The 25,184-nt window shown below is 38.4% G+C and carries 27 protein-coding genes; all 27 read left to right on the top strand.

Annotated elements, in window-relative coordinates; all coding sequences use genetic code 11:
• Window positions 1-11: 11 nt before the first annotated feature.
• The 27 genes from bhn_RS07625 to bhn_RS07495 all read left to right on the top strand — a co-directional run bounded on the left by bhn_RS07625 (window position 12) and on the right by bhn_RS07495 (window position 25,164).
• Entirely contained in the window at window positions 12-1,589 is a 1,578-nt protein-coding gene (locus bhn_RS07625) for a DUF342 domain-containing protein (RefSeq protein WP_071176134.1), read from the top strand.
• Window positions 1,590-1,631: 42 nt separating this feature from the next.
• Window positions 1,632-2,021, top strand: coding sequence for a hypothetical protein (locus tag bhn_RS07620; protein WP_071176133.1), 390 nt, complete (start codon window positions 1,632-1,634; stop codon window positions 2,019-2,021).
• Window positions 2,022-2,093: 72 nt separating this feature from the next.
• Entirely contained in the window at window positions 2,094-3,092 is a 999-nt protein-coding gene (locus tag bhn_RS07615) for a DUF6115 domain-containing protein (RefSeq protein ID WP_071176132.1), read from the top strand.
• 15 nt (window positions 3,093-3,107) lie between these two features.
• Window positions 3,108-3,863, top strand: coding sequence for an MltG/YceG/YrrL family protein (locus tag bhn_RS15715; RefSeq protein WP_071176131.1), 756 nt, complete (start codon window positions 3,108-3,110; stop codon window positions 3,861-3,863).
• A gap of 304 nt (window positions 3,864-4,167) precedes the next feature.
• Complete coding sequence (gene rpsB / locus bhn_RS07605; RefSeq protein ID WP_071176130.1) at window positions 4,168-4,917, top strand: 30S ribosomal protein S2; 750 nt, start codon at window positions 4,168-4,170, stop codon at window positions 4,915-4,917.
• Between the two features lie 76 nt (window positions 4,918-4,993).
• The gene (gene tsf / locus bhn_RS07600) at window positions 4,994-5,947 is read left to right on the top strand and encodes a translation elongation factor Ts (protein ID WP_071176129.1); all 954 of its coding nucleotides are present in this window, start codon (window positions 4,994-4,996) and stop codon (window positions 5,945-5,947) included.
• A gap of 159 nt (window positions 5,948-6,106) precedes the next feature.
• Window positions 6,107-6,868, top strand: coding sequence for a septum site-determining protein MinC (gene minC / locus bhn_RS07595; protein ID WP_071176128.1), 762 nt, complete (start codon window positions 6,107-6,109; stop codon window positions 6,866-6,868).
• Window positions 6,869-6,880: 12 nt separating this feature from the next.
• On the top strand, window positions 6,881-7,660 hold the full coding sequence (gene minD, locus bhn_RS07590) for a septum site-determining protein MinD (protein WP_071176127.1): 780 nt from the start codon (window positions 6,881-6,883) through the stop codon (window positions 7,658-7,660).
• Window positions 7,661-7,675: 15 nt separating this feature from the next.
• Window positions 7,676-7,954, top strand: a complete 279-nt coding sequence (gene minE / locus bhn_RS07585; protein WP_071176126.1) for a cell division topological specificity factor MinE — start codon at window positions 7,676-7,678, stop codon at window positions 7,952-7,954.
• Between the two features lie 89 nt (window positions 7,955-8,043).
• The gene (locus bhn_RS07580; protein WP_071176125.1) at window positions 8,044-8,487 is read left to right on the top strand and encodes a MarR family winged helix-turn-helix transcriptional regulator; all 444 of its coding nucleotides are present in this window, start codon (window positions 8,044-8,046) and stop codon (window positions 8,485-8,487) included.
• A 134-nt stretch (window positions 8,488-8,621) separates the two neighbouring features.
• Window positions 8,622-8,918, top strand: a complete 297-nt coding sequence (locus bhn_RS07575) for a metal-sensing transcriptional repressor (protein ID WP_071176124.1) — start codon at window positions 8,622-8,624, stop codon at window positions 8,916-8,918.
• A gap of 95 nt (window positions 8,919-9,013) precedes the next feature.
• Window positions 9,014-10,897, top strand: coding sequence for an NADH-quinone oxidoreductase subunit 5 family protein (locus bhn_RS07570; protein ID WP_071177469.1), 1,884 nt, complete (start codon window positions 9,014-9,016; stop codon window positions 10,895-10,897).
• Window positions 10,897-11,766 (top strand): complex I subunit 1 family protein, encoded by an 870-nt coding sequence (locus bhn_RS07565; protein WP_071176123.1) that lies wholly within the window; start codon window positions 10,897-10,899, stop codon window positions 11,764-11,766. The genes bhn_RS07570 and bhn_RS07565 overlap by 1 nt, the downstream gene beginning before the upstream one ends.
• A 23-nt stretch (window positions 11,767-11,789) precedes the next feature.
• Window positions 11,790-12,473: an NADH-quinone oxidoreductase subunit B family protein gene (locus bhn_RS16065; protein ID WP_071176122.1), complete on the top strand. Its 684-nt coding sequence runs from the start codon at window positions 11,790-11,792 to the stop codon at window positions 12,471-12,473.
• Window positions 12,473-12,805 (top strand): NADH-quinone oxidoreductase subunit C, encoded by a 333-nt coding sequence (locus bhn_RS07555; protein ID WP_071176121.1) that lies wholly within the window; start codon window positions 12,473-12,475, stop codon window positions 12,803-12,805. Before bhn_RS16065 ends, bhn_RS07555 begins: the two co-directional genes overlap by 1 nt.
• A gap of 15 nt (window positions 12,806-12,820) precedes the next feature.
• Window positions 12,821-13,900 (top strand): hydrogenase large subunit, encoded by a 1,080-nt coding sequence (locus bhn_RS07550; RefSeq protein WP_071176120.1) that lies wholly within the window; start codon window positions 12,821-12,823, stop codon window positions 13,898-13,900.
• A gap of 25 nt (window positions 13,901-13,925) precedes the next feature.
• Window positions 13,926-14,429 (top strand): 4Fe-4S binding protein, encoded by a 504-nt coding sequence (locus bhn_RS07545; protein WP_071176119.1) that lies wholly within the window; start codon window positions 13,926-13,928, stop codon window positions 14,427-14,429.
• Window positions 14,429-16,708, top strand: coding sequence for a carbamoyltransferase HypF (gene hypF / locus bhn_RS07540; protein WP_071176118.1), 2,280 nt, complete (start codon window positions 14,429-14,431; stop codon window positions 16,706-16,708). Before bhn_RS07545 ends, hypF begins: the two co-directional genes overlap by 1 nt.
• A 1-nt stretch (window position 16,709) precedes the next feature.
• Window positions 16,710-16,928, top strand: coding sequence for a HypC/HybG/HupF family hydrogenase formation chaperone (locus bhn_RS07535; protein WP_071176117.1), 219 nt, complete (start codon window positions 16,710-16,712; stop codon window positions 16,926-16,928).
• Window positions 16,928-17,974 (top strand): hydrogenase formation protein HypD, encoded by a 1,047-nt coding sequence (hypD, locus tag bhn_RS07530; RefSeq protein ID WP_071176116.1) that lies wholly within the window; start codon window positions 16,928-16,930, stop codon window positions 17,972-17,974. Before bhn_RS07535 ends, hypD begins: the two co-directional genes overlap by 1 nt.
• Window positions 17,880-18,998 (top strand): hydrogenase expression/formation protein HypE, encoded by a 1,119-nt coding sequence (gene hypE, locus bhn_RS07525; RefSeq protein ID WP_330393183.1) that lies wholly within the window; start codon window positions 17,880-17,882, stop codon window positions 18,996-18,998. Before hypD ends, hypE begins: the two co-directional genes overlap by 95 nt.
• 55 nt (window positions 18,999-19,053) lie before the next feature.
• The gene (locus bhn_RS07520; protein WP_071176114.1) at window positions 19,054-19,932 is read left to right on the top strand and encodes an adaptor protein MecA; all 879 of its coding nucleotides are present in this window, start codon (window positions 19,054-19,056) and stop codon (window positions 19,930-19,932) included.
• A 70-nt stretch (window positions 19,933-20,002) separates the two neighbouring features.
• A complete protein-coding gene (locus bhn_RS07515) occupies window positions 20,003-20,716 on the top strand; it encodes a pseudouridine synthase (protein WP_071176113.1) in 714 nt (237 codons plus the stop codon).
• A gap of 44 nt (window positions 20,717-20,760) precedes the next feature.
• Window positions 20,761-22,779: an NAD-dependent DNA ligase LigA gene (gene ligA / locus bhn_RS07510; RefSeq protein ID WP_071176112.1), complete on the top strand. Its 2,019-nt coding sequence runs from the start codon at window positions 20,761-20,763 to the stop codon at window positions 22,777-22,779.
• Between the two features lie 22 nt (window positions 22,780-22,801).
• On the top strand, window positions 22,802-23,767 hold the full coding sequence (gene metA, locus bhn_RS07505; RefSeq protein WP_071176111.1) for a homoserine O-acetyltransferase MetA: 966 nt from the start codon (window positions 22,802-22,804) through the stop codon (window positions 23,765-23,767).
• Between the two features lie 14 nt (window positions 23,768-23,781).
• Complete coding sequence (locus bhn_RS07500) at window positions 23,782-24,606, top strand: polysaccharide deacetylase family protein (RefSeq protein WP_071176110.1); 825 nt, start codon at window positions 23,782-23,784, stop codon at window positions 24,604-24,606.
• A gap of 75 nt (window positions 24,607-24,681) precedes the next feature.
• Window positions 24,682-25,164 carry a hypothetical protein gene (locus tag bhn_RS07495; RefSeq protein WP_071176109.1) on the top strand — a complete coding sequence of 161 codons (483 nt, stop codon included), beginning with the start codon at window positions 24,682-24,684 and terminating at the stop codon, window positions 25,162-25,164.
• Window positions 25,165-25,184: the final 20 nt, after the last annotated feature.

Raw genomic sequence — 25,184 nt, 5'->3', positions numbered from 1 at the left:
GGGACTATAGTATGCATGGTTATTTTCAACTGGTTATAACACCCAAAGGCACTGGCATAAAAGTATATCCTCCAACAGATGGGGATGAGCCTTTAAACGTCAATGATGTCAGAGACTATTTGGAAGATAGAAAAATTCAATATGATGTAGTAGTTATTAATGACGCTGTGACAAAGGCTGACGATGAAGTGGTTATTTTTACAGAGGCGCAGATCTTGCCTGAAAGAGAAGGGGTAAAATTTGACGTTTCAAAGGATCGTATGACTGTCACAGCTATTTTTTATCCTCCTACAGAAGGAGCTGAGCTTCTGACAGAAAAAGAGATCATGGATACCATTGCTTACAGGAAATATACCTATGGTATTCAGACTGAAAATATTCATAAGTTCTTTGAGCATAGAGAATATTGTAAGGAAATAGTAATATGTCAGGGAAAAGAGGTTAAGCAGGGCAAGAACGCTATGGTTGAATATCACTTTAACCGTAACCTTCGTCCAAAGCCAACCTTAAGAGAAGACGGAAGCGTAGATTATTTCCACTTAAATCTTATAAACAATGTAAATGAAGGAGACCTTTTGGCAACGCTTCATCCCGAAGTTCCAGGTGAAGCCGGCATAAATATCTATGGTGAAAACATTAAGCCAGCAGCTGTTAAAACAACTTTTATCAAATTTGGTAAAAATACGACTTTATCAGAAGATAAGATGACTTTAACTGCAGCAAAATCAGGACATGTAACTATCAAAGAAGGAAAAGTTACTGTTTCCGATGTGTTAACTCTTGAAAATGTAGATGTTTCAACTGGAAACATCGATTATGAAGGCAGCGTTCAGGTGAAAGGTGTTGTAGCCTCTAACTTTTCTGTTAAAGCAGGCGGCAATATCGTTGTAAAGGGCATTGTTGAAGGTGCTACACTTGAAGCTGGCTCAGATATCATTTTGGAATGTGGAGCTAAAGCTGGCGGTAATATCAAAGCTGACGGAAATATAGTTACAAAATTTATAGAAAATGCTACAATTACTGCAAAAGGAAGTATTACAAGTGAATGTATACTGCATTCAAATGTTTCTTCTGGCACAGAAGTGATCGTAACTGGAAAAAGAGGATTTATTGCTGGAGGCAAGGTTATTGCTGCTGAGAAGATACAGGCAAAGATCCTTGGATCTGAGATGGGGGCCAATACAATTGTTGAGGTTGGCGCAGATCCTCAGTTAAAGCTTAGGCTTAAAGAATTACAAAAGAATATGACAACTAACCAAAAGACAATTGAGAGCATTAAACCTACTATTGAAGGTTTCACCAAGATGCTCAAGGCAGGAGCTAAGTTTTCACCTGATCAGGTTGCTAATGCTAAAAAGCTCATTGATATGAATAAGACTTTAACAGAGGCTATTGCGAATGATTCAGAAGAATATAGCGAACTTATGGAAAAGCTTTCAGAATCCAAAGAAGCCTATGTAGTTGTCGAAGGAACAGCATATCCTGGAACTACCGTGAACATTGGGGAATTGTCCATGATAGTGAAAAAAACAGTGCAATATAGTAAATTTGTAGTGAAAGAAGGCGATGTAAGGCTTGCACCGATTTGACGAACATTTTTGGAGTGCTCGCCTGAAACGGAGGAGCAGACTATGTCAATCAACAGAATCGATTTCGGGGTAATTGCTGCATCCAATGAAGTATCAAACGTCAAGGCTGCTGAAGATGCCAGACCTATGATGGACAGAGAGATCTTTCAGACTCAGTTTAATGAAGAAGTCGATAATCAAAAGAACTCTGTAAATCAAAAGGATGATGTCGGCCGGGGAGAGTTACAATCTGACGCTCAGGGTAAGGGTAGTAATGAGTACATGGGCGATGGCGGACGTAACAGAAAGCAAAAAGAAAAGGATGATAAGAATCCTTTATTGGAAAGACAGCTTTCTACCGACAAAATGGAAAAAATGGCAAGTAATATGCTCGACAGACATGGTAAACCTATTGATCTTCAGATTTCGTCGGGTTTTGATTTGAAGATTTGATATTTCTATATTATAATAAAGTATTGCAATAGTATTGTAATTAGATTTAATATGGGGTGCTTGGGCGGAGAAATGATAAGTATTACTGAGATTGTGCTCATTGTTGCAGGATTTGCAGCAATCATATTGGGTTATCTTCTTCCTGCTGGAAAAGATATCGACGAAGAGGATAAATTGCTTATGGAAAGAGAAATCCGTGAGCTTGTTCGTCGTGAAGTAGAAGACCAGAAGGAAACCATTGAGAACATGGTAGATGACACCGTCGATAATTCCCTTGATAGAACTGAACGCGCTATGGAGCGTATTTCTAACGAAAAACTTTCTGCAATTGGTGAATATTCTGACACCGTCATAAATGATATCCATAAAAATCATGATGAAGTAATGTTTATGTACGATATGCTTAATGATAAGCATAAGAATCTTACTGATGTAGTTTCTGAAGTTACAAGAAAGGCTGATGAAGCCAAAAAAACTGTTATGGATGCGGAAGCTACTGCCAATGAGGCAAGGCAGGCAACTGATTCACTTAAGACTATTTCAGGTGCTCCTTTTGCTGAGAGTAATGTCAGAGCTATCCTTCTTGATGAAGAAGAGGATAAACCAAGTGGTATCAGGATTCCTTACAAAGAAAAATATAACGTTTCTCCAGTTTCTCCTGTAGTTGAGGTTGAGCAGGATCTAGCAGGACCTGAACCAATAGGTAATGTGTCCAGTGGATACGTTGAAGAAAAGAATGTTAAGGAATTAAAAGAGCTTGATGCAATTCCTGTTGAAGTCATCAAGGAAGAACAAGCTTTGAATCTTCACGTGATCGGCAATAAGATCAGTGCAGAGCCAAAAGAGACGCCAAGTGCAAAGGTTGTTTCAATAAATGATGTTAAACCTTCTAACCCAGATAGGAATATGAAAGAACTTACAGCTAATGATCCTATTTCTCAGAATAGACAGATCATTGAGATGCATAAGGCTGGAAAGTCTAATATGGTCATAGCAAGAGAGCTGGGACTTGGTATTGGTGAAGTCAAGCTTGTTATAGATCTTTCTAATAAACATAGAAAAGTTAAGTAAGGAAATTACAGAGGAATGAAATTAAAGTATTATCTTAGGGGTATTGGCATAGGAGTCATTTTAACTGCTATTGTCATGGGATTTGCTCTAGGCGGACGTAAGACAACAATGAGTGATGCTGAAGTAATTGAGAGAGCCAAAGAGCTTGGAATGACTGATGGTGGTGTTTTATCTGACTCTGTGAATGAAGGTGATGAAGTTGAAGAATCGAATACATCTTCATCCGATCAGGCATTGGATGAAGCAGGAAAAGAAATATCTGAAGAAGTCGACGAAGAATTCGCTTCGTCAAGTGAATCTGCTTCTTTATTGGCTTCAAAAGAGGAAGAAGGAAAAGATAAGGAAGCAAAAGAGGGAACAGCTGTTACAGAAGCTTCAATTGAAACATCAAAAGAAATAAGTACTGAGAAAACAGAAACTAAAGTAGAAGATAAAAAAGAAGAACCTAAAGAAGAGCCAAAAAATGAAGTCGTAGAAGCTCAAACCGATGAAAAGGCTCAGGAAATTGCTAAATCAGAAGAAAAACCAGCTGAGATGACGAACAATACTCAGGCTTCAACTTCGGGATCAACTAAGACAGTTACAATTCCTGGAGGAAAGAGCTCAGATGCTGTAGCACAGATACTTTTCGAAGCAGGAGTAATTGATAACGCGGTTTCTTTTAACAGATATCTTATTGATAAAGGCTTAGACAGGATCATCAGATCCGGAACCAGAACATTTCCGGCTGGATCTACATATGAAGATGTTGCATATATTATTACTCACTAAAAACTTTCTATTTATAAAATAGAAAGTTTTTTCTTTTATAGAAAACTTTTTGGATTGTTGTTCTGAAAAAAGTGTTGAAATATGAATATAGCTGTGTTAGTATAAAAAAGCTGTGGACTAATAGGTGAATTATGCCTATTAACACGGACTGTCTTAGGACAGTAACAAAATATGCACGTATATCTGATTCTCATTATGGTGTCAGCTTGCTGATCAGAATGGGAGCCGCCACTTTAGAAGACGCGCTTTTGTGGATCAATGGCCAAGGATATGCGGAAGATTTTAACCAAATGGAGGTATTAAAATGAGCGTTGTATCAATGAAACAGTTACTTGAGGCAGGTGTACACTTTGGACACCAGACAAGAAGATGGAACCCTAAAATGGCTCCTTACATCTTCACAGAGAGAAACGGAATCCACATCATCGACCTTCAGAAGTCAGTTGTAAAGGTTGACGAGGCTTACAAGGCAGTATTTGAGATTGCACAGCAGGGTGGAACAATCCTTTTCGTTGGAACAAAGAAGCAGGCTCAGGACGCAGTTAAGTCTGAGGCAGAGCGTTGCGGAATGTACTATGTAAATGAGAGATGGCTTGGTGGTATGCTCACAAACTTCAAGACAATCCAGAGCAGAATCGCTAGAATGAAGTCTATCGAGAAGATGCAGGAAGATGGAACATTTGATGTTCTTCCTAAGAAGGAAGTAGCTCAGCTTAAGAAAGAGCTTTCTAAGCTTCAGGCTAACCTTGGCGGAATCAGAGATATGAAGAGAATCCCAGATGCTATCTTTGTTGTAGATCCTAAGAAGGAAAGAATCTGCATCCAGGAAGCTGAGTCTCTTGGAATCACACTTATCGGTATCGGTGATACAAACTGTGATCCAGAAGAGCTTGATTTCATCATTCCTGGTAATGATGATGCTATCAGAGCAGTTAAGCTTATCGTTGGTAAGATGGCTGATGCTGTTATCGAGGCTAATCAGGGTGCTGAGTCAGATGCAGCTGCTAACTACGAAGCAGAGGAAGAAGTTGCTACTGAGGAAGTTGCAGAGTAATTCATATTGAATTTTTTACGCAGTCTGCCTGTATGGTGGGCTGCGAATTTAAATAAAATAACGGAGGATAATACAGATGGCTATCACAGCAGCTATGGTTAAAGAGTTACGTGAGTCTACTGGCGCAGGTATGATGGAGTGCAAGAAGGCTCTTACAGAGACTAATGGAGATATGGACGCAGCAGTTGAATACCTTAGAAAGAATGGTATCATGAAGGCTGAGAAGAAGGCTAGCAGAATCGCAGCTGAAGGTCTTACAAGAATTGCTGTTAAGGATGATACAACAGCTGCAGTTGTTGAGGTTAACTCAGAGACTGACTTCGTTGCTCAGAACGAGAAGTTCCAGGCATTTGTTGAGGCAGTTGCTCAGCAGGCTGTAAATTCAGATTCTAAGGATATGGATGCATTCATGGCAGAGAAGTGGAACCAGGATACATCTAAGACTGTAAATGATGCTCTTGTAGAGATCACAGCAGTTATCAGTGAGAAACTTTCAATCAGACGTTTTGAGAAGGTTGTTGCTTCTAACGGTATCATTGTTCCTTACGTTCACGGTAATGGAAGAATTTCTGTTTTAGTTGAGGCTGAGACAGATGTTGTTAACGACGATATCAAGGATGCTGTTAAGAATGTAGCTATGCAGGTTGCAGCTCTTAATCCTAAGTATGTTGCTTCTGAAGATGTTTCAGAAGAGTACAGAAATCACGAGAAGGAAATTCTTCTTGCTCAGGCAATGAAGGAGAACGAGGAGCTTCCAGAAGGCAAGAGAAAGCCACAGGAGATCATCGAGAAGATGCTTATCGGTCGTCTTAACAAGGAGCTCAAGGAAATCTGCCTTAACGAACAGGTTTATGTAAGAGCTGAGGATGGTAAGCAGACAGTTGGTCAGTACATTGCACAGGTTGCAAAGAACAACAACGCTAAGCTTTCAATCAAGAGATTCGTTCGTTTCGAGACTGGCGAAGGAATCGAGAAAAAGAACGAGAACTTTGCTGAGGAAGTTGCTAAGCAGGCGGCTGGACTTAACTAATTAAGTGTATATATTTCCCACTTTCAGCTTTGTTTGAACTGAAAGTGGGATTTTTTTGTTTTAACATTTGTTCAAAAAGAGTTCATTAAAAAGACTTCAAATTTCAGAACAAATGTTTTATACTGTATTGGTATGATTTTTTAAGGTTGGTGAGGACATTTGAACGATACAGTTACAATTAAGGGGACTAAATCTGGTATTATTTTAGTTCTTGATGGCGATACACCTTTTGAGGAATTAAAGGGTGAGATCGCAGCTAAGTTCCAAGAGGCTTCCGGTTTTTTAGGAAGCAGTAATATGGGACTGATCGTTAGGGGACGTAAGCTTTCTGAATCAGAAGAGCGTCAGGTTATAGATATTATCAACGACAATTCCAGTTTGAAAATTGTATGTATTATTGATGAGGAAGCTGATATTGAGAAGCGTTTTGCCTATGCAGTTTCCAATGCTACTCAGGAAGATAAGAGAGAGGTTACTCAAGTAGAGGGAGACGATATTGAACAGCCCGTTCTTTCTAGCAACAATAATGCATTGATCTATAAAGGTAATCTTCGTTCTGGTCAGGATATTTCTTGTGAACAGAATGTTGTTATATTAGGCGATGTTAAGCCCGGTGCAAATGTTGTATCCTATGGCAGTATTTTTATTCTTGGAGAACTTAGGGGCAATGCTTTTGCTGGCGCAGGTGGAGACAGAAATGCAGTGATCATGTCACTTAAACTTGATCCTTTACAGGTTAGGATTGCTGATGCTATTGCCATTTCACAGGATGCAGATGCAGACAAGGGACCTAAGCTTAGGATCAGAAGAAAGAAATCTGGTATGTCTGTGGATGAACCAGAAGTAGCATACATTTGTGATGGACATATTGTAAAAACATCCTATGGACCTGGTTTTTTACGCCAGTACAATAATAAGTAATTGGAGGATAGTATGGGAGAAGTAATAGTTGTTACATCAGGTAAAGGTGGTGTTGGTAAGACAACCACAACAGCTAATATCGGTACCGGTCTAGCTAAATTAAATAAAAAAGTAGTTCTTATTGATACAGATATAGGTCTTCGTAACCTTGATGTAGTAATGGGACTTGAGAATAGGATCGTATATAATCTTGTTGACGTTATTGAAGGTAACTGCAAGATCAAGCAGGCTCTTATCAGAGATAAGAGGTATGAGACTTTATTCCTGTTACCAGCTGCTCAGACAAAGGACAAGACAAGCGTTACTCCTGAACAGATGAAGAAGCTCACAGAAGAACTTAAGCAGGATTATGATTACATCATTCTTGATTGTCCAGCTGGTATCGAGCAAGGATTCAAGAACGCTATTGCTGGCGCAGACAGAGCGTTAGTAGTAACTACACCTGAGGTTTCTGCAGTACGTGATGCAGATAGGATCATTGGCCTTTTAGAAGCAAATGAGATCAAGAAGACTCAGCTTATTGTTAACAGACTTCGTGCTGATATGGTTAAGAGACATGAGATGATGTCTGCTGATGACGTTATCGATATTCTGGCTGTTGAACTCATCGGTCAGGTACCAGATGACGAGAATATCGTTATTGCTACTAATAATGGTGAACCTCTTGTTGGCGACAACTCACTTGCTGGTCAGGCATATATGAACATTTGCCGTAGAGTAACTGGTGAGCAGGTGCCATTTCTTGACCTTGATGCCAAGAAAGGTATTTTTGGCTGGTTTAAGAAAAAATAATAGGAGGGGATTGGTATGAAGATATCTGATTTATTTAAGAAAAAATCTTCTAGCGATGTTGCTAAGGACAGGTTGAAGCTTGTACTTGTTTCAGATCGTGCCACATGCTCTCCTGAAATAATGCAAAAGATTCGTAGTGATATTATAGAAGTTCTTTCAAAATACGCTGAAATTGATATGGATGGAATTGACATCAACTTCACACATATTGATGCTGAAGAAAATGATGGGAAAACAGTTCCTGCATTATATGCAAATATTCCTATCAAGAATATGAATCACAACGTAAAATAAGTTGATTGGACGGAAGGTCATTTCTAAGTGACTTTCCGTTCTTTTTGTTGTATAATTAAATAGCATAAAATTATATTTGGGAGAATGATATGAGCGAAAACGAAGAAAAATATGAAACACTAAAGTTATGTAACCAGCTTTGCTTTCCTTTATATGCTTGTTCCAAGGAAATTATCAGAAGATATAAGCCTTATTTAGATCAGATCGATCTCACTTATACTCAGTATATTACTATGATGGTAATGTGGGAGATGAAGAGTGTTAACGTTAAGACTCTTGGTGAGAATCTTTATCTTGATTCCGGAACTCTTACTCCTGTACTCAAAAAACTTGAGTCAAAAGGCTATATAAAGAGAGAGAGATCAAATCAGGATGAACGTAATCTGGTAGTTACTATTACCAAAGAGGGAGAGGCTTTGAAAGATAAAGCCATTAAGATTCCTTCTGAAATGGGAGCTTGCGTTAAGCTTACCAAGGAAGAAGCAGCTGTGCTCTATAAACTTTTATATAAGATTATCGGAAATGTAAGATAATATTTATTGATTTTTTTTTACAATAGAAATATAATAAATTTCGGTCAAATGTGCGGTTTTGTTGGGTATTGATATTTTTTGATCTTAAAAGTCAAAAAATTAACGAAAACGCACTTTGTTTTTTGGAGGTTTTTATGAGTACTCATACCCATAATCATCACCATGATCCTGAGAAGATGAAAGCTATCGTCAATAGATTGTCTAAGGCAATAGGGCATCTAGAATCTGTAAAGAGGATGGTAGAGGATGACAGAGATTGTTCTGAGGTTTTGGTTCAACTAGCAGCTGTAAGGTCGGCAATCAACAACTGTGGCAAGGAGATCCTTAAAGAACATATCAGTCATTGTATTGTTCATGCAGCTCAGGATGGAGATGAAGAAGCTATCGTTGAACTTAACGAAGCTATCGACAAATTTATGAAGACTTCATGAGGTTCTCTCATGAAAATTGTATGTGAAAGGGGCGAAACACCTTGGCTATTCCAATTTTAAACGTAGTAAACTTTCTTATCTTATTTCCCTTTATCATGGCAATTATTATAGGATGTCTCAAAAAGACTAGTGTTTTGAGAAGTGCGGTTATCATAATTGGTGGATTTACTATTATGATAGCTGCTATTTATGTTGCTGTAAGTGTATTAACATCTGGTGATACATCACAGTTTGTATTTTTACAGCATACTGAACTTCCTGATAAATTCGTTATTGCCGGCGAAATATTCCTGATGGGACTTGTTTGCTTCCTTAGCATTAAGTATAAAAAATACTATGCTATCATCTTTTCTCTTGTAGGAACTATTCCAGTTCTTTGGATGGATCTTACAGGTAGAGCAGTAGAAGGAAATATGCATCTTCGCATTGATACTTTTGCTGCAGTTATGTACCTTATTGTAGGTATTGTAGGTATTCTTATCTGTATCTATGCATCTGGATATATGAAGGATTATCATCATCATCACACAGATGTACAGGATCGTTCAAACTATTTCCTTGCACTCATGTTTGTTTTCCTTGGTGCTATGTTTGGACTTATTTCTTCTGATAATCTTGGATGGATCTATTTCTTCTGGGAGATTACCAGTGTTTGTTCATTCCTTATGATCGGTTATACAAGAACTCAGGAAGCAGTAGACAATTCATTCAGAGCTCTTTGGATGAACCTTCTTGGCGGTTGCGGATTTGCAGCTGGTCTCTTGTATTGCAGTTTAAATCCTGAACTTGGCTTCTCAAACCTCAGCCAGGTTACACAGACAGGAGCATCAGAGCTTGTTATTGTTCCTGTAACATTATTTGCATTTGCTGCTCTTACAAAGAGTGCACAGTTCCCATTCTCAAGATGGCTTCTTGGTGCCATGGTTGCGCCTACACCATCTAGTGCACTTCTTCATTCAGCAACAATGGTTAAGATCGGTGTTTACATGCTCATCAGAGTATCTCCAGTTATGTATGGAACACTTACTGGTATTATGATCACAGTCATTGGTGGTTTCACATTCTTTGCTGCATCACTTCTTGCTATTACAGTAAGCGATGGAAAAAAGGTACTTGCTTATTCAACAATTTCAAATCTTGGTTTGATTACAGCCTGCGCTGGTACTGGTACAACAGAAGGTGTTTGGGCTGCTATCATGCTTGTTTTATTCCACGCTGTATCTAAGTCACTTCTTTTCCAGACAGTTGGTGATATTGAGAACTGTATGGGTAGCCGTGATATTGAGGATATGCATGGACTTATCATTAAGCTTCCTAGACTTGCATTTATCATGATCATTGGTATCTGCGGAATGTTCATGGCTCCATTTGGTATGTTGGTATCAAAGTGGGCTGCTCTTAAATCATTCGTAGATTCAGGTTCAGTATGGCTTGTTCTTTTCCTTGTATTTGGTTCAGGAAGCACACTTTTCTACTGGGCAAAATGGCTTGGTAAGATCTGTGCTGTAATTCATCAGTCCTTTGAACTTGATGATATTACTCCAAGAAGTGAGATGATCTCAATCTTCCCACTTACAACAATGATAGTAGTAATGTGCTTTGCATTCCCTTGGATGTCTGGTCATATGGTTCAGCCTATACTTGATGAGGCTTTCCATACTAACATTCCTGATGTTATCGGAACCGGAGATTCAATCGTAATGATGATAATGGTTGCTATGATCTTTATGATTCCTATTGGATCAAGATTCCTTTCAATCGGTAAGAATTCTAAGATGACTATGTCTTATGTAGCTGGTGTCAATGCTGGTGATGACAGACATTATATCGACTCTTTTGGTAAAGAGAGAGCTCTTTATATGTCAAACTGGTATATGAATGATTACTTCGGTGAAAAGAAGCTGCTTAGACCATGCATCTATGTTGCGACTGTACTTGTTGCAGTTATGCTTATTATTGTGGTTGGAGGTGCTTTCTAATGACACTTGGAATGTTTATTAAAGCGTTGATCTATATTTTACTTGCTCCTCTGATTGGAGGCACACTTGCAGGACTTGATAGAATCATTTCTGCTCGTATGCAGGGAAGACAGGGTCCACCTCTTTTCCAGCCTTTTTATGACGTATTTAAGCTCCTTAACAAGCAGACAACTGTTGTTAACAGTATTCAGGTTTTGTTTGTTACAGGATATCTTATTATGACTATTTTCACAGGTGCATTGTTCTTTGCAGGCGGTGATATGCTTCTTGTTTTCTTCGCCCTTTCAATGTCAGAAGTAGTTATGGTTATGGCTGCATTTTCAACCAATGGACCTTACAGTATAATGGGCGCTCAGCGTGAGCTTTTACAGATGATGTGCTATGAGCCTATGACACTTCTTGTAGCAATTGGTTTCTATTATGCAAATGGAAGCTTTATGGTTGATGATCTGATTCAGGCAAAGATTCCAGCAATCGCTCAGATTCCTGGTTTCTTCATTGGATTTGTGTTCATTCTTATCATCAAGCTTCGTAAGTCACCATTTGACCTTAGTACTTCACACCATATGCATCAGGAAATGGTAAAAGGTCTTACAACAGATCTTTCTGGTAATAACCTTGCGTTTGTAGAGATCGCAGAGTGGTATGATCTTGTACTTATGATGGGTATTGTTGGAATGTTCTTCATTACAGCTAACCCAATTAGCAGACTTTGGGCAATACTTGCTTGTGCAGTAGTATTTTTCCTTGAGACACTTATTGATAATCTTTTCCCACGTGTTAAATACATTACAATGCTCAAGGTTACATGGTCAGTTATCCTTATATTTGCAGGAACTAATCTGCTGATTCTTAACGTACTTAAATAAGACGAGAAGGGAAAGTGAGATCTATGAAAATATCTAAATCACCATGGGTGTTACATTATGATGGATCCAGCTGTAACGGCTGTGATATAGAAGTTCTTGCCACAATGACTCCACTATATGACGTAGAGCGTTTTGGTATTATTAACACAGGTAATCCTAAGCATGCAGATGTGCTTCTTTTGACTGGTGGTGTTAATGCTCAGACAGCACCAGTTATCAGACAGCTTTACAATATGATGCCTGATCCAAAGGTTGTAGTTGCATGTGGTATCTGTGCTTGTGACGGCGGCATTTTCAAGGAATGCTATAACATCTTAGGAGGTGCCGATAAGGTTGTTCCTGTAGATGTATATGTTCCTGGTTGTGCTGTTAGACCTGAAGCACTTATCGAGGGTGTTGTTAAGGCAGTAGGCATCCTTGAAGAAAAGAAGAAGAAATTAAAAGAGTCCATGAAGGCTGGCTACTGTACAGTAGACTATAGCAAGATGGCTATTCATATGACTGCAGATGACTATGATCCAAGTACTCAGTACGATGCTGTTCTTACTGAGGAAGCACTTAGACAGCAGGCTGAAGAGAAGATCAAGGCTACAAATAAGCCCGCTCCTAAGCCAGTAGCACCTGCAGCACCAGCAGCAAATGTAGCTCCAAAGCCTGCACAGGCAGTAGCTGCAACAGTTGATTCTGAGAAAGGAGACAAAGCATAATGAATACAGAATTTGTTAATGTTAATCCTGAAAACATTATTGATGAGTCTCAGAAGCTTAAGTTTGCAGGTTATCATCTTATGCAGCAGTGTGCTACACGAGTTCCTGATGCTTATGAACTCATCTATACATTTGGAAAAGAACTTGAAGTTAAACAGCTCAAGATGACTCTTCCTGAAGATCAGGAGATTTCAAGTATCACAAGTATTTATCCTTGTGCTTTTATTTATGAAAACGAGATGCATGATCTTTTTGGCGTACAGATCAAGATGATCAATATTGACTTTGAAGGTAAACTCTATCGCACAGCGATCGAGACACCATTTAAGTAATCGGAGGAACCAATAATGTCTAATAGAAGTGTAATACCATTTGGACCCCAGCATCCGGTTCTTCCGGAGCCAATTCATTTGGACCTTGTAATGGAGGATGAAAAGGTAATAGAAGCCATTCCTTCAATTGGATTTATCCATAGAGGTCTTGAAAAGCTGGTAGATAAAAAAGATTTTAATGAGATGGTTTATGTTGCAGAACGTATCTGCGGTATCTGTTCACTTGGCCATGGTCTTGGTTATTCTGAGGCTGTAGAGCATATTATGGATATCGATGTTCCTGCAAGAGCAAAATATCTTAGAACTATCTGGTCAGAGCTTAGCAGAATCCATTCACATCTTCTCTGGCTTGGCCTTTTAGCTGATGCATTCGGATTTGAGTCTCTTTACATGGATTGCTGGAGACTTAGAGAGGATGCCCTTGATATGTTTGAAGCTTCAACAGGTGGAAGAGTTATCTTCTCTGTAATGAAGGTTGGCGGTATCAGAAGAGATGTAAGTGATGAGATGCTCAAGGATTTCTATCAGAGAATCAATAAGATGGAAGAAGACTTAAAGACAATCGCTAAGCCATTCCTTCTTGATAAAGCTGTTCAGACAAGACTTCGCGGTGTTGGTGTTTTAACAGCAGAGCAGGCTGATGCTTTAGGATGTGCTGGACCATTCCTTAGAGCTAGTGGAATTGCCAGAGACATCAGATCAACAGGTTATTGTGCTTACGGCGATGTAGATTTCGAGCCAATTATCTCAAATGAAGGCGATTCTTACGCAAGAACAGAATGCCGTATCAAAGAGATATTCCAGTCATTTGATATTATTCGTCAGCTCATTGATAAGATGCCTTCAGGTGATATCGATGTTCCTGTTAAGGGAATGCCAAACGGCGAATATATGATGAGAATAGAACAGCCAAGAGGTGAAGCTCTTTACTATGTAAAGGCAAACGGAACTAAGTTCATAGACAGAATGAGAGTCCGCACCCCCACATTTGCAAATCTGTCAGGTCTTGTAGAGACTTTGAAGGGATGCGACCTTGCTGATGTTCCTATTCTTGTACTTACTATCGATCCTTGCATTAGCTGTACTGAGAGATAATACGTCATATAAATGGAGATGAAAAATGGCAATTGTAAGTTTTAAGAAAACAATTCTTCGTAACCTGGTATCAAAGCCATATACAAGAAAATCAGAAAAAGAATATCCTGAAGGAACAAGAGGACACGTTGAAAATGACATGGATCTCTGCGTATTATGCGGACTTTGCTCAATCAAATGTCCTACACATGCTATCACTGTAGACAAGGTTGCAAAGACCTGGTCTATCAGACCTATGAGCTGCATTCAGTGTAGATGCTGCGTAGATAATTGTCCTAAAAAGTCACTTTCAATGGGACTTAGATTCCAGGAACCAGGTGATGAAAAAGTAACTAAGACATTTAAACAGTCTGAAAAGGCTATAGCTGCTCAGGAAGCACTTATGAAAGCTGCAAAAGAGCGTGCTGCTGCCGCAGCCGCTGCTAAAGCTGCTCAAGCCGCTCAGGCGGCAGGTAACACAGAAGCACCTAAGGCGGCTCCTGTTACTCCAACAGCTCAGACTACAAATACAGAAGAAAAGAAAGACTGATGGTTATTTCCATTAAGGTTAAAGGGGCGGTGCAGGGTGTTGGCTATCGCCCCTTTATTGCAAATAAAGCAACTGAATATGGAATAACAGGCTACGTCAAAAACATTGGCGCAGCTGTTGAGATCATAGCATCTGGAAATGAAGATAAAGTGCGCTCTTTTTTAGGCTCTCTTTATTCTGATTATCCTTCAGGTGCTATTATTTTGGATGTCGAATATGAAACAATTGATCATCCATCTACAAACTATGATGATTTCAGGATTATTGATAGTGAAAGCATCTCTTTATCCGATGAACTTCCTGTATTTTTACCGGATATTGGAATTTGTGATCATTGTTTATATGAGCTTTTAGACAAAAAAGACAGACGATATAGGTATCCCCTTATTAGCTGTGCATCTTGTGGTCCTAGACTTAGCATCATAGAAAGTCTCCCATATGACAGAAACACAACTAAAATGAAAAAGTTTAAAATGTGTCCGAGCTGCCACAAAGAATATCTTGATGGCAGAAGAAAGCATGCACAGACTATTTCCTGTCATGATTGTGGTCCGCAGATGGTATTTGCTCATTTTAGTAATGGAAACCTGTTTTCAGCTTCCGGTAATGAAGCAGTAGATAAGGCGATAGAAGTACTTTCAAATGGTGGGATAATCGGTTTGAAGGGTCTTTCTGGATATCAATTTGTTTGTAAAACTTGTGCAGAACCAGCTAAGAGGCTAAGAAGCATAAAAGGAAGAGAAAATAAGCCTTTTGCCGTAATGTTTGCTGATATAAAGCATGTTAAAGAGTATTGTCTTGTCAATGAAAAAGAAGAAGAATTACTTAGGTCTTTTGCAAGACCTATAGTTTTATTAAATAAAATAAAAGATATGCCTTATGAAGTATGCAGAGACAGTCAGTATATTGGTGCGTTTTTACCTTCATCTGGTATTCACAGGCTTTTGTGTGACGCTGTAGGTCCAATCATCTGTACAAGTGGCAATTTATCTGATGATAATATCATTATAGATGATGAGATATTTAAAGAAGCTTTTTTGAAAAAGATAGATGGAATGCTGTTTCACAATAGAGAAATAGTGATGCCTCAGGACGATTCGGTTTGTTTTGTGATAGATACTGGAAATAACGAATATTCTGTTCAATATATCAGAAGAGCTAGAGGCTATGCACCACTTCCATTATTGATAAAGGCTGGAAACAAGAAAAAAAACTCTTATCTTGCAATTGGCGGAGATCTAAAGAGCACTTTTGCTCTGGCCAAAAAGGATAGGATCATTCCTTCTCAGTATATTGGAGATCTTGAAAGTACTAATACTTACATATCCTATAAAAAAATAATTGATCAGTATCTTAAGCTATTTGAATTTAAGCCAGATCATATTATTTGTGACCTTCATCCTTTGTATTTTTCAACTAGGTATGCTAAGGAACTTTCAGATGAAAAGAATCTGGATATTTCCTATGTTCAGCATCATTTTGCCCATTCTCTTTCAGTAATGGCAGAACATTCACTGCTTTCATGTATCGGAATTTCTTTTGATGGAACAGGATATGGAACAGACGGTAAAGTATGGGGCGGGGAGATATTACATTGTAATGGCAGTGATTTTTCAAGAAAATGCCATTTGTCATATGTGATGCTTTCAGGCGGAAATAGTGCTCCAAAGAACGCTGAACTTGTAAAAAAATGCTATGAAAAAGCTCTTAACTACGATATAGATGATAAACTTGTTGAAGCAGCTTTATCAAATAAGATAAATGTTTTTGAAACATCCAGTATGGGAAGACTTTTTGACTGTGTTTCTGCGCTTTTAGATATAAAAAAATACAACTCCTTTGAAGGTGAATGCGCAATTCTTTTAGAGAATATGGCTGAATCTTCGAATAAAGAAAACTATCCAGGCTTTGAGTTTAAGATATTAAAAGATCATGATGGTACATATATAGCAGACCAGCTTGATCTCTTTGATCAGATAAAGAGGGTTTACGTAGAAAAAAGCTATGAAATATCTGATATAGCCTATGGATTTCATATGGCGATCGTATCCTTTGTAAAAGAAATATGTTGTATAATAAGACGTGAAACTTCAGAAGATAAGGTTTGTTTATCTGGCGGAGTATTTAATAACAGGATACTTCTTAGAGAATGTATCAGGATTCTTAGAGATAATGATTTTAAAGTATACTGGAATAACCAGGTTCCTTGTGGTGATTCCGGTGTAGCTACAGGTCAGGCCTATTATGGACTTATCTGTAAAGGTTTAGAAAGGCGTTAAAATGTGTGTTGCAATACCTGGAAAGGTAATTAAGATTGATGGAACAAAGGCTACAGTAGATTTTAGTGGTAACATAGTCACTGCAGAGGCTGGCCTTGTAAATGTTAAAGTTGGCGACAGAGTTTTAGTTCATGCTGGATGTATCATTCAGACTATGGATGACAAGCTGGCCAACGAAATGGAAGAATTATTTAACGAAATAGAGGATCTTACAGTTTAATGGCTAATAAGAGTTTTCAGGAAATTATAGATTTTCTAAAAAATTATGATGGCGAAGAAGTCAGGATCATGGAAGTATGTGGAACTCATACTGCCGCAATTTCGGAAAATGGTATTCCATCTATGCTTTCGCCTAAAATTTCACTTATATCCGGTCCTGGCTGCCCTGTTTGCGTAACAGTGACAGCTGTAATAGATAAACTTGTTGAACTTTCATTAAGACCTGATACAACAGTTTTGACATTTGGGGATCTTATAAGAGTAAAGGGCACTAATAAGTCCCTTGCTGACGCAAAAGCTGAGGGTGCTAATGTTCGAATGGTCTATTCACCAATGGAATCCATAACTCTTGCCAAAGAAGACCCAGATCACACCTATGTTTTTGCAGCAATTGGTTTTGAAACAACAACTCCTGTCTATGCGATGGTCCTTAAAGAGGCAATTGAACAGGATATTAAGAATTTAAAGCTTTTGACATCACTAAAGACTATGCCGGAAGTTATCAGATGGGTAGTTAATAATGGCGGCGGGATTGATGGATTTATAGCTCCGGGACACGTGGCTGCTATTACTGGAAGTGATGTATTTAAAGAGCTTTCTGATGAACTTGGAATACCTTTTGTAGTTTCAGGTTTTGAAGGAAAACAGCTCCTTATGACAATTTATGCTCTTGTTAATATGAAGGGTAAAAAAGGAATCAAAAACCTCTACAAAGACGTCGTTTTACCCGAAGGTAATTTAAAGGCTAAAGAAATAGTAGATAGGTATTTTTGCCCATCTGATGCATCTTGGAGAGGGATGGGGAAGATTCCAGGCTCTGGAATGATGCTTAGACCAGAATACAGTTCTTTTGATGCAGGTAGCACGAGCCTTGATGAAGACCATATGCCACCTGGATGCAGCTGCGCCAAGGTTTTAGTTGGTAAAGTAAAACCTTATGAGTGTCCTTTGTTTGGAAAGAGCTGTACTCCTGATAACGCTCATGGAGCTTGCATGGTCTCAACTGAAGGCAGCTGCTATAACTACTTTGTTTCAGGAAGAAGATAAGGAAGGTTTTAATATGAAAGTTACTATGGCTCATGGAAGCGGCGGAGAGTCCACTTCCAAGCTGATTGAAAGCGTATTTGCCAAGCATTTTCACAATGAAATACTTGATAGATTAGAGGATTCCGCTGTTGTAGACGGAAGTTCAAAGATTGCAGTAACAACAGATAGCTTCGTTGTTACACCCATCATTTTCCCAGGCGGAGATATCGGAAGATTATCTGTTTGCGGTACAGTAAATGACCTTCTTATGAGTTCCTCTACACCTAAATATCTTACATGTGGTTGTATCCTCGAAGAGGGACTAGATCTTGATGTCTTGGATAAGATAATCGAATCCATGGCTCAAACAGCTAACGAAGCCGGCGTTAAGATAATTACCGGAGATACAAAAGTTATAGAAAATAAGGGCGGAGAGCCTGGTCTTATCATAAATACATCCGGCGTTGGATTTATCAGAAAAGACGTTGAGGTTCCAGGACCCTTTAATCTAAAGGGCGGAGATAAGATCATTATTTCTGGAAATCTTGGTGATCATCATGCAACTATCCTTGGAGCAAGAATGGGTATCAGTAACAATATCTGTTCTGATGCGGCTCCTTTAGTTGAAATGGTTTCTAAGCTTCTTGATAATGGCATAAAGGTCCATGCCATGAGGGATGTAACCAGAGGCGGCCTTGGAACAGTATTAAATGAGTTCGCAAGCAGTTCTAAATGCCAGATAAACCTATATGAGGAAGCACTTCCTGTATCAGATGCAGTTAAGGATTTCTGCGGAATTCTTGGCCTTGATGTCATGTATATGGGTAACGAAGGCAAAATGGTATTATCTGTTGCTGCTGAAGATGCTGATAGAGCAGTTTCTCTTATCAGGAGCTCAAAATATGGCGAAAATGCTACTATAATCGGTGATGTTGTCAAAGTAAATGATGATGACGATATAAAAGGTGTAATACTTAATACAAAGATTGGTGGTAAACGTACTATTGGTCTTATGTATGGTGAGGGACTTCCAAGAATTTGTTAAATGTTGTAAAATAATATTTATCCCTTGGAGTGCTTTTGAAAGGATTAAATTTTTAATGGAATTTAAGAGAATCAATAAAGATACAGTTACATGTATTATCACTGAAGATGATATGGACGAGCAGGGAATCAAGCTTGAGGACCTTTTTGAAAAGAAAAAGGAAGCCATGGATTTTCTTCATGATGTAATGAGAAAAGCTCAGGAAGAAGTTGATTATAAGCCAACAGGTTCATTTATGCCTATGCAGATTACAGTGCTTCCTGATCATTCTATTTCTCTTACGCTTTCAGAAAATGCTTCAGCTTCATTTGGTGAGATACTCAAAAATCTTACAGACAAGGCTGGTATCAAGATTCCTAAGAATGTTCTTGAGGACCTTGGCGATTCAGTAGATGAAGAGCGCATTAATAGATTAAATGAATATTTAAAGAGTCTTAAGCAGTTTACTAATTCTGTGAAGAATATTATGGAAGAAGTAAATTCAGGCGAAGAACAGGGTAAGATCCCTGTAAACGATGGAGCAACTGTAGAAAAAGATAAATTGCTTTCAGACAAGATTTCTAATGGTGCATCCAGAAGATCTAAGATCCTTGATGACGAAGGCAAAGATATTCCTGATAGTCAAAGGCTTTCATTCCATGAGTATATCTTTACTTTTGACAATATCAGAACTGTGATCGATTTTTGTAATAAAGCTCCTAAGCATTTTAAGTTTAAGAGCTCTTTGTACAAGAATCCGACTACAGGTAAGTATTACTTAGATCTTCAGCGACAGGACGAAGATCCTAGAGCATTTGCATCTTTATTTACTATGGCTTATGAATTTGGTCATTTCCAGGCTACAAATCAGCATATTTTAGCTTATATCAAGGAAAGCAGTGACCTTATCATCGCTGAGGATGCAATAGTTCTTTTAGCCAAAGTTTCAGATTAAGTTATGCAAATACTGAACGGTCCGGCAACAGACCGTTCTTTTTTTGTATTTTGACTACTACGAGGTTTTTATGAGATTAAACCAGTATATAGCTTCTTGCGGCCTTTGTTCCCGCAGAGAAGCCGATAAGTTAATAGACGCAGGTAAAGTTACTGTAAATGATGTTACAGCTTCTTTTGGCATGAAAATAGAAGAAGGCGACTTGGTTAAAGTTGATGGAAAAGAAATAAAGCAAAAATCAGAGCACATAGTTCTTGCATATTACAAACCACGAGGAATTGTCTGTACAGAAAAAGACTCCCATGCAGAAAAAACAGTTATTGAAGATGTAAACTACTCTGAAAGAGTAACCTATGCCGGAAGGCTTGATAAGGACTCAGAAGGACTTCTGATCCTTACTAATGACGGTAATCTCATAAATGCTATGATGAAGGGCTCAAACAAGCATGAAAAAGAGTATGTGGTCAAGGTAAACAAAAGTTTTGATGACAATTTTATTGAAAAAATGTCAAAGGGTGTCTATTTAAAAGAACTTGATAGGACCACGAGACCTTGTAAGGTAAAAAAGCTTTCCAATGATTCTTTTAACATAATCCTGACTCAGGGGCTTAACAGACAGATCAGGCGAATGTGCGACGAGCTTGGTTTTAAAGTGGTTTCGCTTAAAAGGGTACGTGTTATGACAGTTAAGCTTTCTGATTATGATCTAAAGCCATCTACATATCACAAGCTTGATGAAAGTGAAATACTTAAATTGTATAAGGCCGCTGGAATTCAGCTTTAAATCATACTATACTTATTAAGATATGTTTATTTTTGGGGGTAAATATGCCATTAGATATTAAAATGGAATACGATGAGCTTGTTAAGACTATCAAGCATCATATGGATCTTTATTATAATCAGGATGAGCCCGAAATTTCAGATTATGAGTACGATCAGCTCATGCTCAGATTAAAGGCAATGGAAAAAGAACATCCTGAACTAGTTATCAGTGATTCTCCAACAAGGATAATTGGCGGAACGGCCAAAAGAGAGGCTGGAGTTAAGATCACACACAATGTTCCAATGCTTTCGATTGAGGATGTTTTCAATAAGGAAGATGTAAAAAGCTGGGTAGAAAAGGTTCATCAGATGCATCCTGATGCTTTGTTTTCTGCTGAGCAAAAGATCGATGGACTTAGCTTGTCTCTTAGATATAGTAAGGATCCTAAAGATAATAAGCTTCACCTGACTATGGCAGAAACAAGAGGTGATGGCCTTATCGGTGAGGATGTCACAGCTAATGCCATGGTAATTTCAGATATCAGGAAGATCATTGATCTGCCATATGATTACCTTGAGCTACGCGGTGAAGTCTACATGTCTCATGAAGACTTTGAAAAATTTAATGATGAACAGGAAAAGCTTGGAAAGAAAATAGCTGCGAACCCCAGAAACCTTGCTGCAGGCACATTAAGACAGCTTGATCCTGAGGTTACAAGGGCTCGTGGACTTAAGATGTTCGTCTTTAATGTTCAGGACGGACCAGAAGAGCTTAAAAATTCCCATGTTAATTCCTTAGATATTTTAGAAAAAGCCGGTGTTAAAACAGTTTATCATAGAGCCTGCAAGTCCTTTGATGAAGTATCTGAAGCGATAGATATTATTGGAAATATGAGAGAAGACCTTGATTTTGACCTTGATGGTGCAGTTATCAAAGTCGATAATTTAAAATGGAGATCAGATTTCCCTGCTGGTTCCAAGTATTCAAGCGGTCATATCGCTTATAAGTATCCTCCTGAAGAAAAGATAATCGTGATGGATGAGATACTTGTTGATGTAGGTAGAACTGGTAAGCTTACCTTTACCGGAAGCTTTCATGATAGAGAAACAGGTAAACCTGCAAGATTATGCGGTACAAGTGTTTCTAGAGCAACGCTTCACAATCAGGACTATATCAATGAGATGCAAATTGGAATTGGTGGTGAATATAAGCTCTTTAAGAGCGGCGAGATCATTCCTAAGCTCAACGGTTGCGTTAAGGCTCCTGATGTCATATATAAAGCTCCTGATGTATGCCCAATCTGTGGTGGACATCTTGTCAGAGAGGAAGATACAGCTGATATAAGATGTATAAATCCTACTTGTCCGGCACAAGTTACAAGAACAATTGCATACTTTACTTCAAGAGATGCCATGAATATCATGGGACTTGGTGATACACTAGTAGATGCATTGGTATCTGATGGGTATCTAAAAAATTATGCGGATATATATCATCTTAAGGAACATAGAGATGAGCTTATTGAAAAAGGTATCATAGGAAAAGAGAAAAATACTGATAAGCTCCTTGGTGAAATAGAAAAGTCAAAGGCTAATGATCCGGTAAGACTTCTTACAGGTCTTGCCATTAGAAACGTAGGTAAATCAACAGCTAGAGAGATCATGAAGCATTTTGATAATCTTATGGATCTTACTAAGGTTACTGTAGATGGATTCTTGCAGATCCCTGATATTGGCGAGACTACAGCTGGTGACCTTTATGATTTCTTCCATAATGAAGAAAATATAGCCATCATCAATGAGATGAACAAACTTGGACTTAACATGGTGGTCACCAAGGATGAAGAAGCATCTGATAAGCTTTCAGGTCTTACAATCGTTGTAACTGGAACACTTCCAACTCTTGGACGCAAAGAGGCAGAAGAGCTCATTACTAAAAATGGTGGTAAAGCCTCAGGTAGCGTATCAAAGAAAACAAGCTATGTTCTTGCAGGTGAAGCCGCTGGAAGTAAGCTTACAAAGGCTCAGGAACTTGGAATTGAAATCATTGACGAAGCTAAGTTTTTAGATATGATCAAATAAAAAATGCATGGAGTAAACGAATATGCCTATTAAAATTCAAAATGATCTTCCTGCCAGAGAAATATTAGAGACAGAAAATATATTTGCAGTAGATGAAAATAGAGCCTTGCATCAGGATATCAGATCCCTACAGATCTGTATTTTGAATCTTATGCCTTTAAAAGAGGACACGGAGCTTCAGCTCTTAAGGTCAATGTCAAATACTCCTCTTCAAATAGATGTGTCATTTATGCAGATGAGTTCACATCACTCTACAAATACATCACCTAACCACTTAAACAGGTTCTACAATACCTTTGAAGAGCTCAAGGATAACACCTATGACGGACTTATCATTACAGGAGCCCCTGTGGAACAGATGGCTTTTGAAGAAGTAGACTACTGGGATGAGCTCTGCAAGGTCTTTGAGTGGTCCAAGACAAATGTAACTTCTACCTTCCACATTTGCTGGGGGGCTCAGGCCGGAATCTACTATCATTATGGAATCGACAAAGAGTACCTTGATAAAAAGAGATTTGGAATATATAAGCATCGTGTAATGAACAGGAAAGTACCACTTGTGCGAGGCTTTGACGATGTATTTTGTATGCCACATTCTCGTCATACTGAAACTCCTGCAGATAAGATCCACGCTTGTGATGATCTTGTTGTGCTGGCAGAATCAGAGGTTGCTGGCATTTTCCTTTGCATGAACAGATCTGGAAGCCAGATATTTGCTATGGGTCATGCTGAATATGATAGGCTTACCCTTGATGCAGAATACAAGAGAGATCTTTCCAAGGGACTTCCTATAGATATGCCTATAAACTATTATCCGGATGATGATCCTAATAAAAAACCGGATCTATTATGGAGAAGTCATGCAAATATCTTGTATACTAACTGGCTCAACTACTACGTATATCAGAATACTCCATATAAATGGGGACAGATTCTTGATGAAGAAAAGAGAGAAATAGCTTCGAAGACACTTACACAGAAAATTTGACAGGAGGATTCAAAATGAAGCTTAGAAATATTTATACCTGTTTTCCAGGTGGTAAACACAAGGTACTGACACTTAGCTATGATGATGGCAAGATTGCTGATAGGAGACTTGTGTCTATCTTTAATGAATACGGACTTAAGGGAACATTTAATGTTAACTCTGATCTTTATGATTATCCTTGCACAGAGCCATATGATCCAAGAATTCCTTTAAGCGAGTTTAAAGAGCTCTATAAAGGACACGAAGTTGCTTGTCACACAGCACAACATCCAACAATTGCCAGATGTCCAAAAGAACAGATGGTACTTCAGGTTATCGAAGATAGAAGAAAACTTGAAGAAGCCCTTGGCTATACTGTTAGAGGCCTTGCTTATCCTAATGGCTCTTTTGATGATAATGTAGTTGACGCATTGAAGGCCTGTGGAATTGTTCATGCCAGAACAGTTCATTCAACACTTGGCTTTAGTATGCCAACTGATTTCCTTAGATGGAATCCAACATGTTCACACAGAAATGAAGCCTTGGAAAGACTTTCAAAGGAGTTTTCAGAGCTTCACAAAACTCAGTATCTGTACATGATGTACGTATGGGGCCACAGCTACGAGTTTGAAAAAGATGGCAACTGGAATATCATTGAGAAGTTTGCCAAGGATATGGGCGGTCATGAAGATATTTGGTACGCAACCAATATCGAGATCGTTGATTATATGGATGCTGCTTCAAGAATTCAGGTATCAGTTAATGGTGATTTTGCGTTCAATCCAAATGCCATCAGTGTATGGCTAGAAGTAGACGGTAAGCACGTAGAACTTAAGCCTGGAGTAGTGACTGAGTTGTAATTTTTCATTTTATAAGTTAAAATAAATATGTTAGGTTGTATATTTTTAGACGAAATTTGACAAGGAGATTATTTTATGGCCCTTAATATGGAAAATGATGACCTTGAACCAAAGACTGATCTTAAGAAGAAACCAACCAAGAAGACGAAAGAGATGCTAGAAGAAAACGCTAAACAGATTGAAGAATTAAAAGCTCTTCAGAAAGAGCTCACAGAAGAATTATCACAGCTTGATAAAGAAGACAAAGAACTTGGAGAACGTTCAGCTCTTAAGATGACGGTTACTCACAAGAAATTTGGTGAAGGAAAGGTGATAAGCCAGGATGGTAAATATATTGAGGTAAAGTTCAGTGATGTTGTAAAGAAATTTGTTTTACCTGGATGTATTGCTGATAAATACTTAGAAGTAAGTGATGAAAGTGTTTATGAGTATTATGTGAAATGTAATGAGATTCACAAAAAGCGCATGAATGCAGAGCTTAAATCTAAGTCTGCTACCTTTGCCATTCAGCGTCATGAAGATGCAATAGAAAAGCTTAATGCCAAATTAAAAGTATAACTAAATATTAGAAATTTAAA

Source organism: Butyrivibrio hungatei, from assembly GCF_001858005.1.
Taxonomy (GTDB): domain Bacteria; phylum Bacillota; class Clostridia; order Lachnospirales; family Lachnospiraceae; genus Butyrivibrio; species Butyrivibrio hungatei.
Note: the sequence above shows the minus strand (reverse complement) of the source record. Positions and strands in the feature narration are given on the sequence as shown.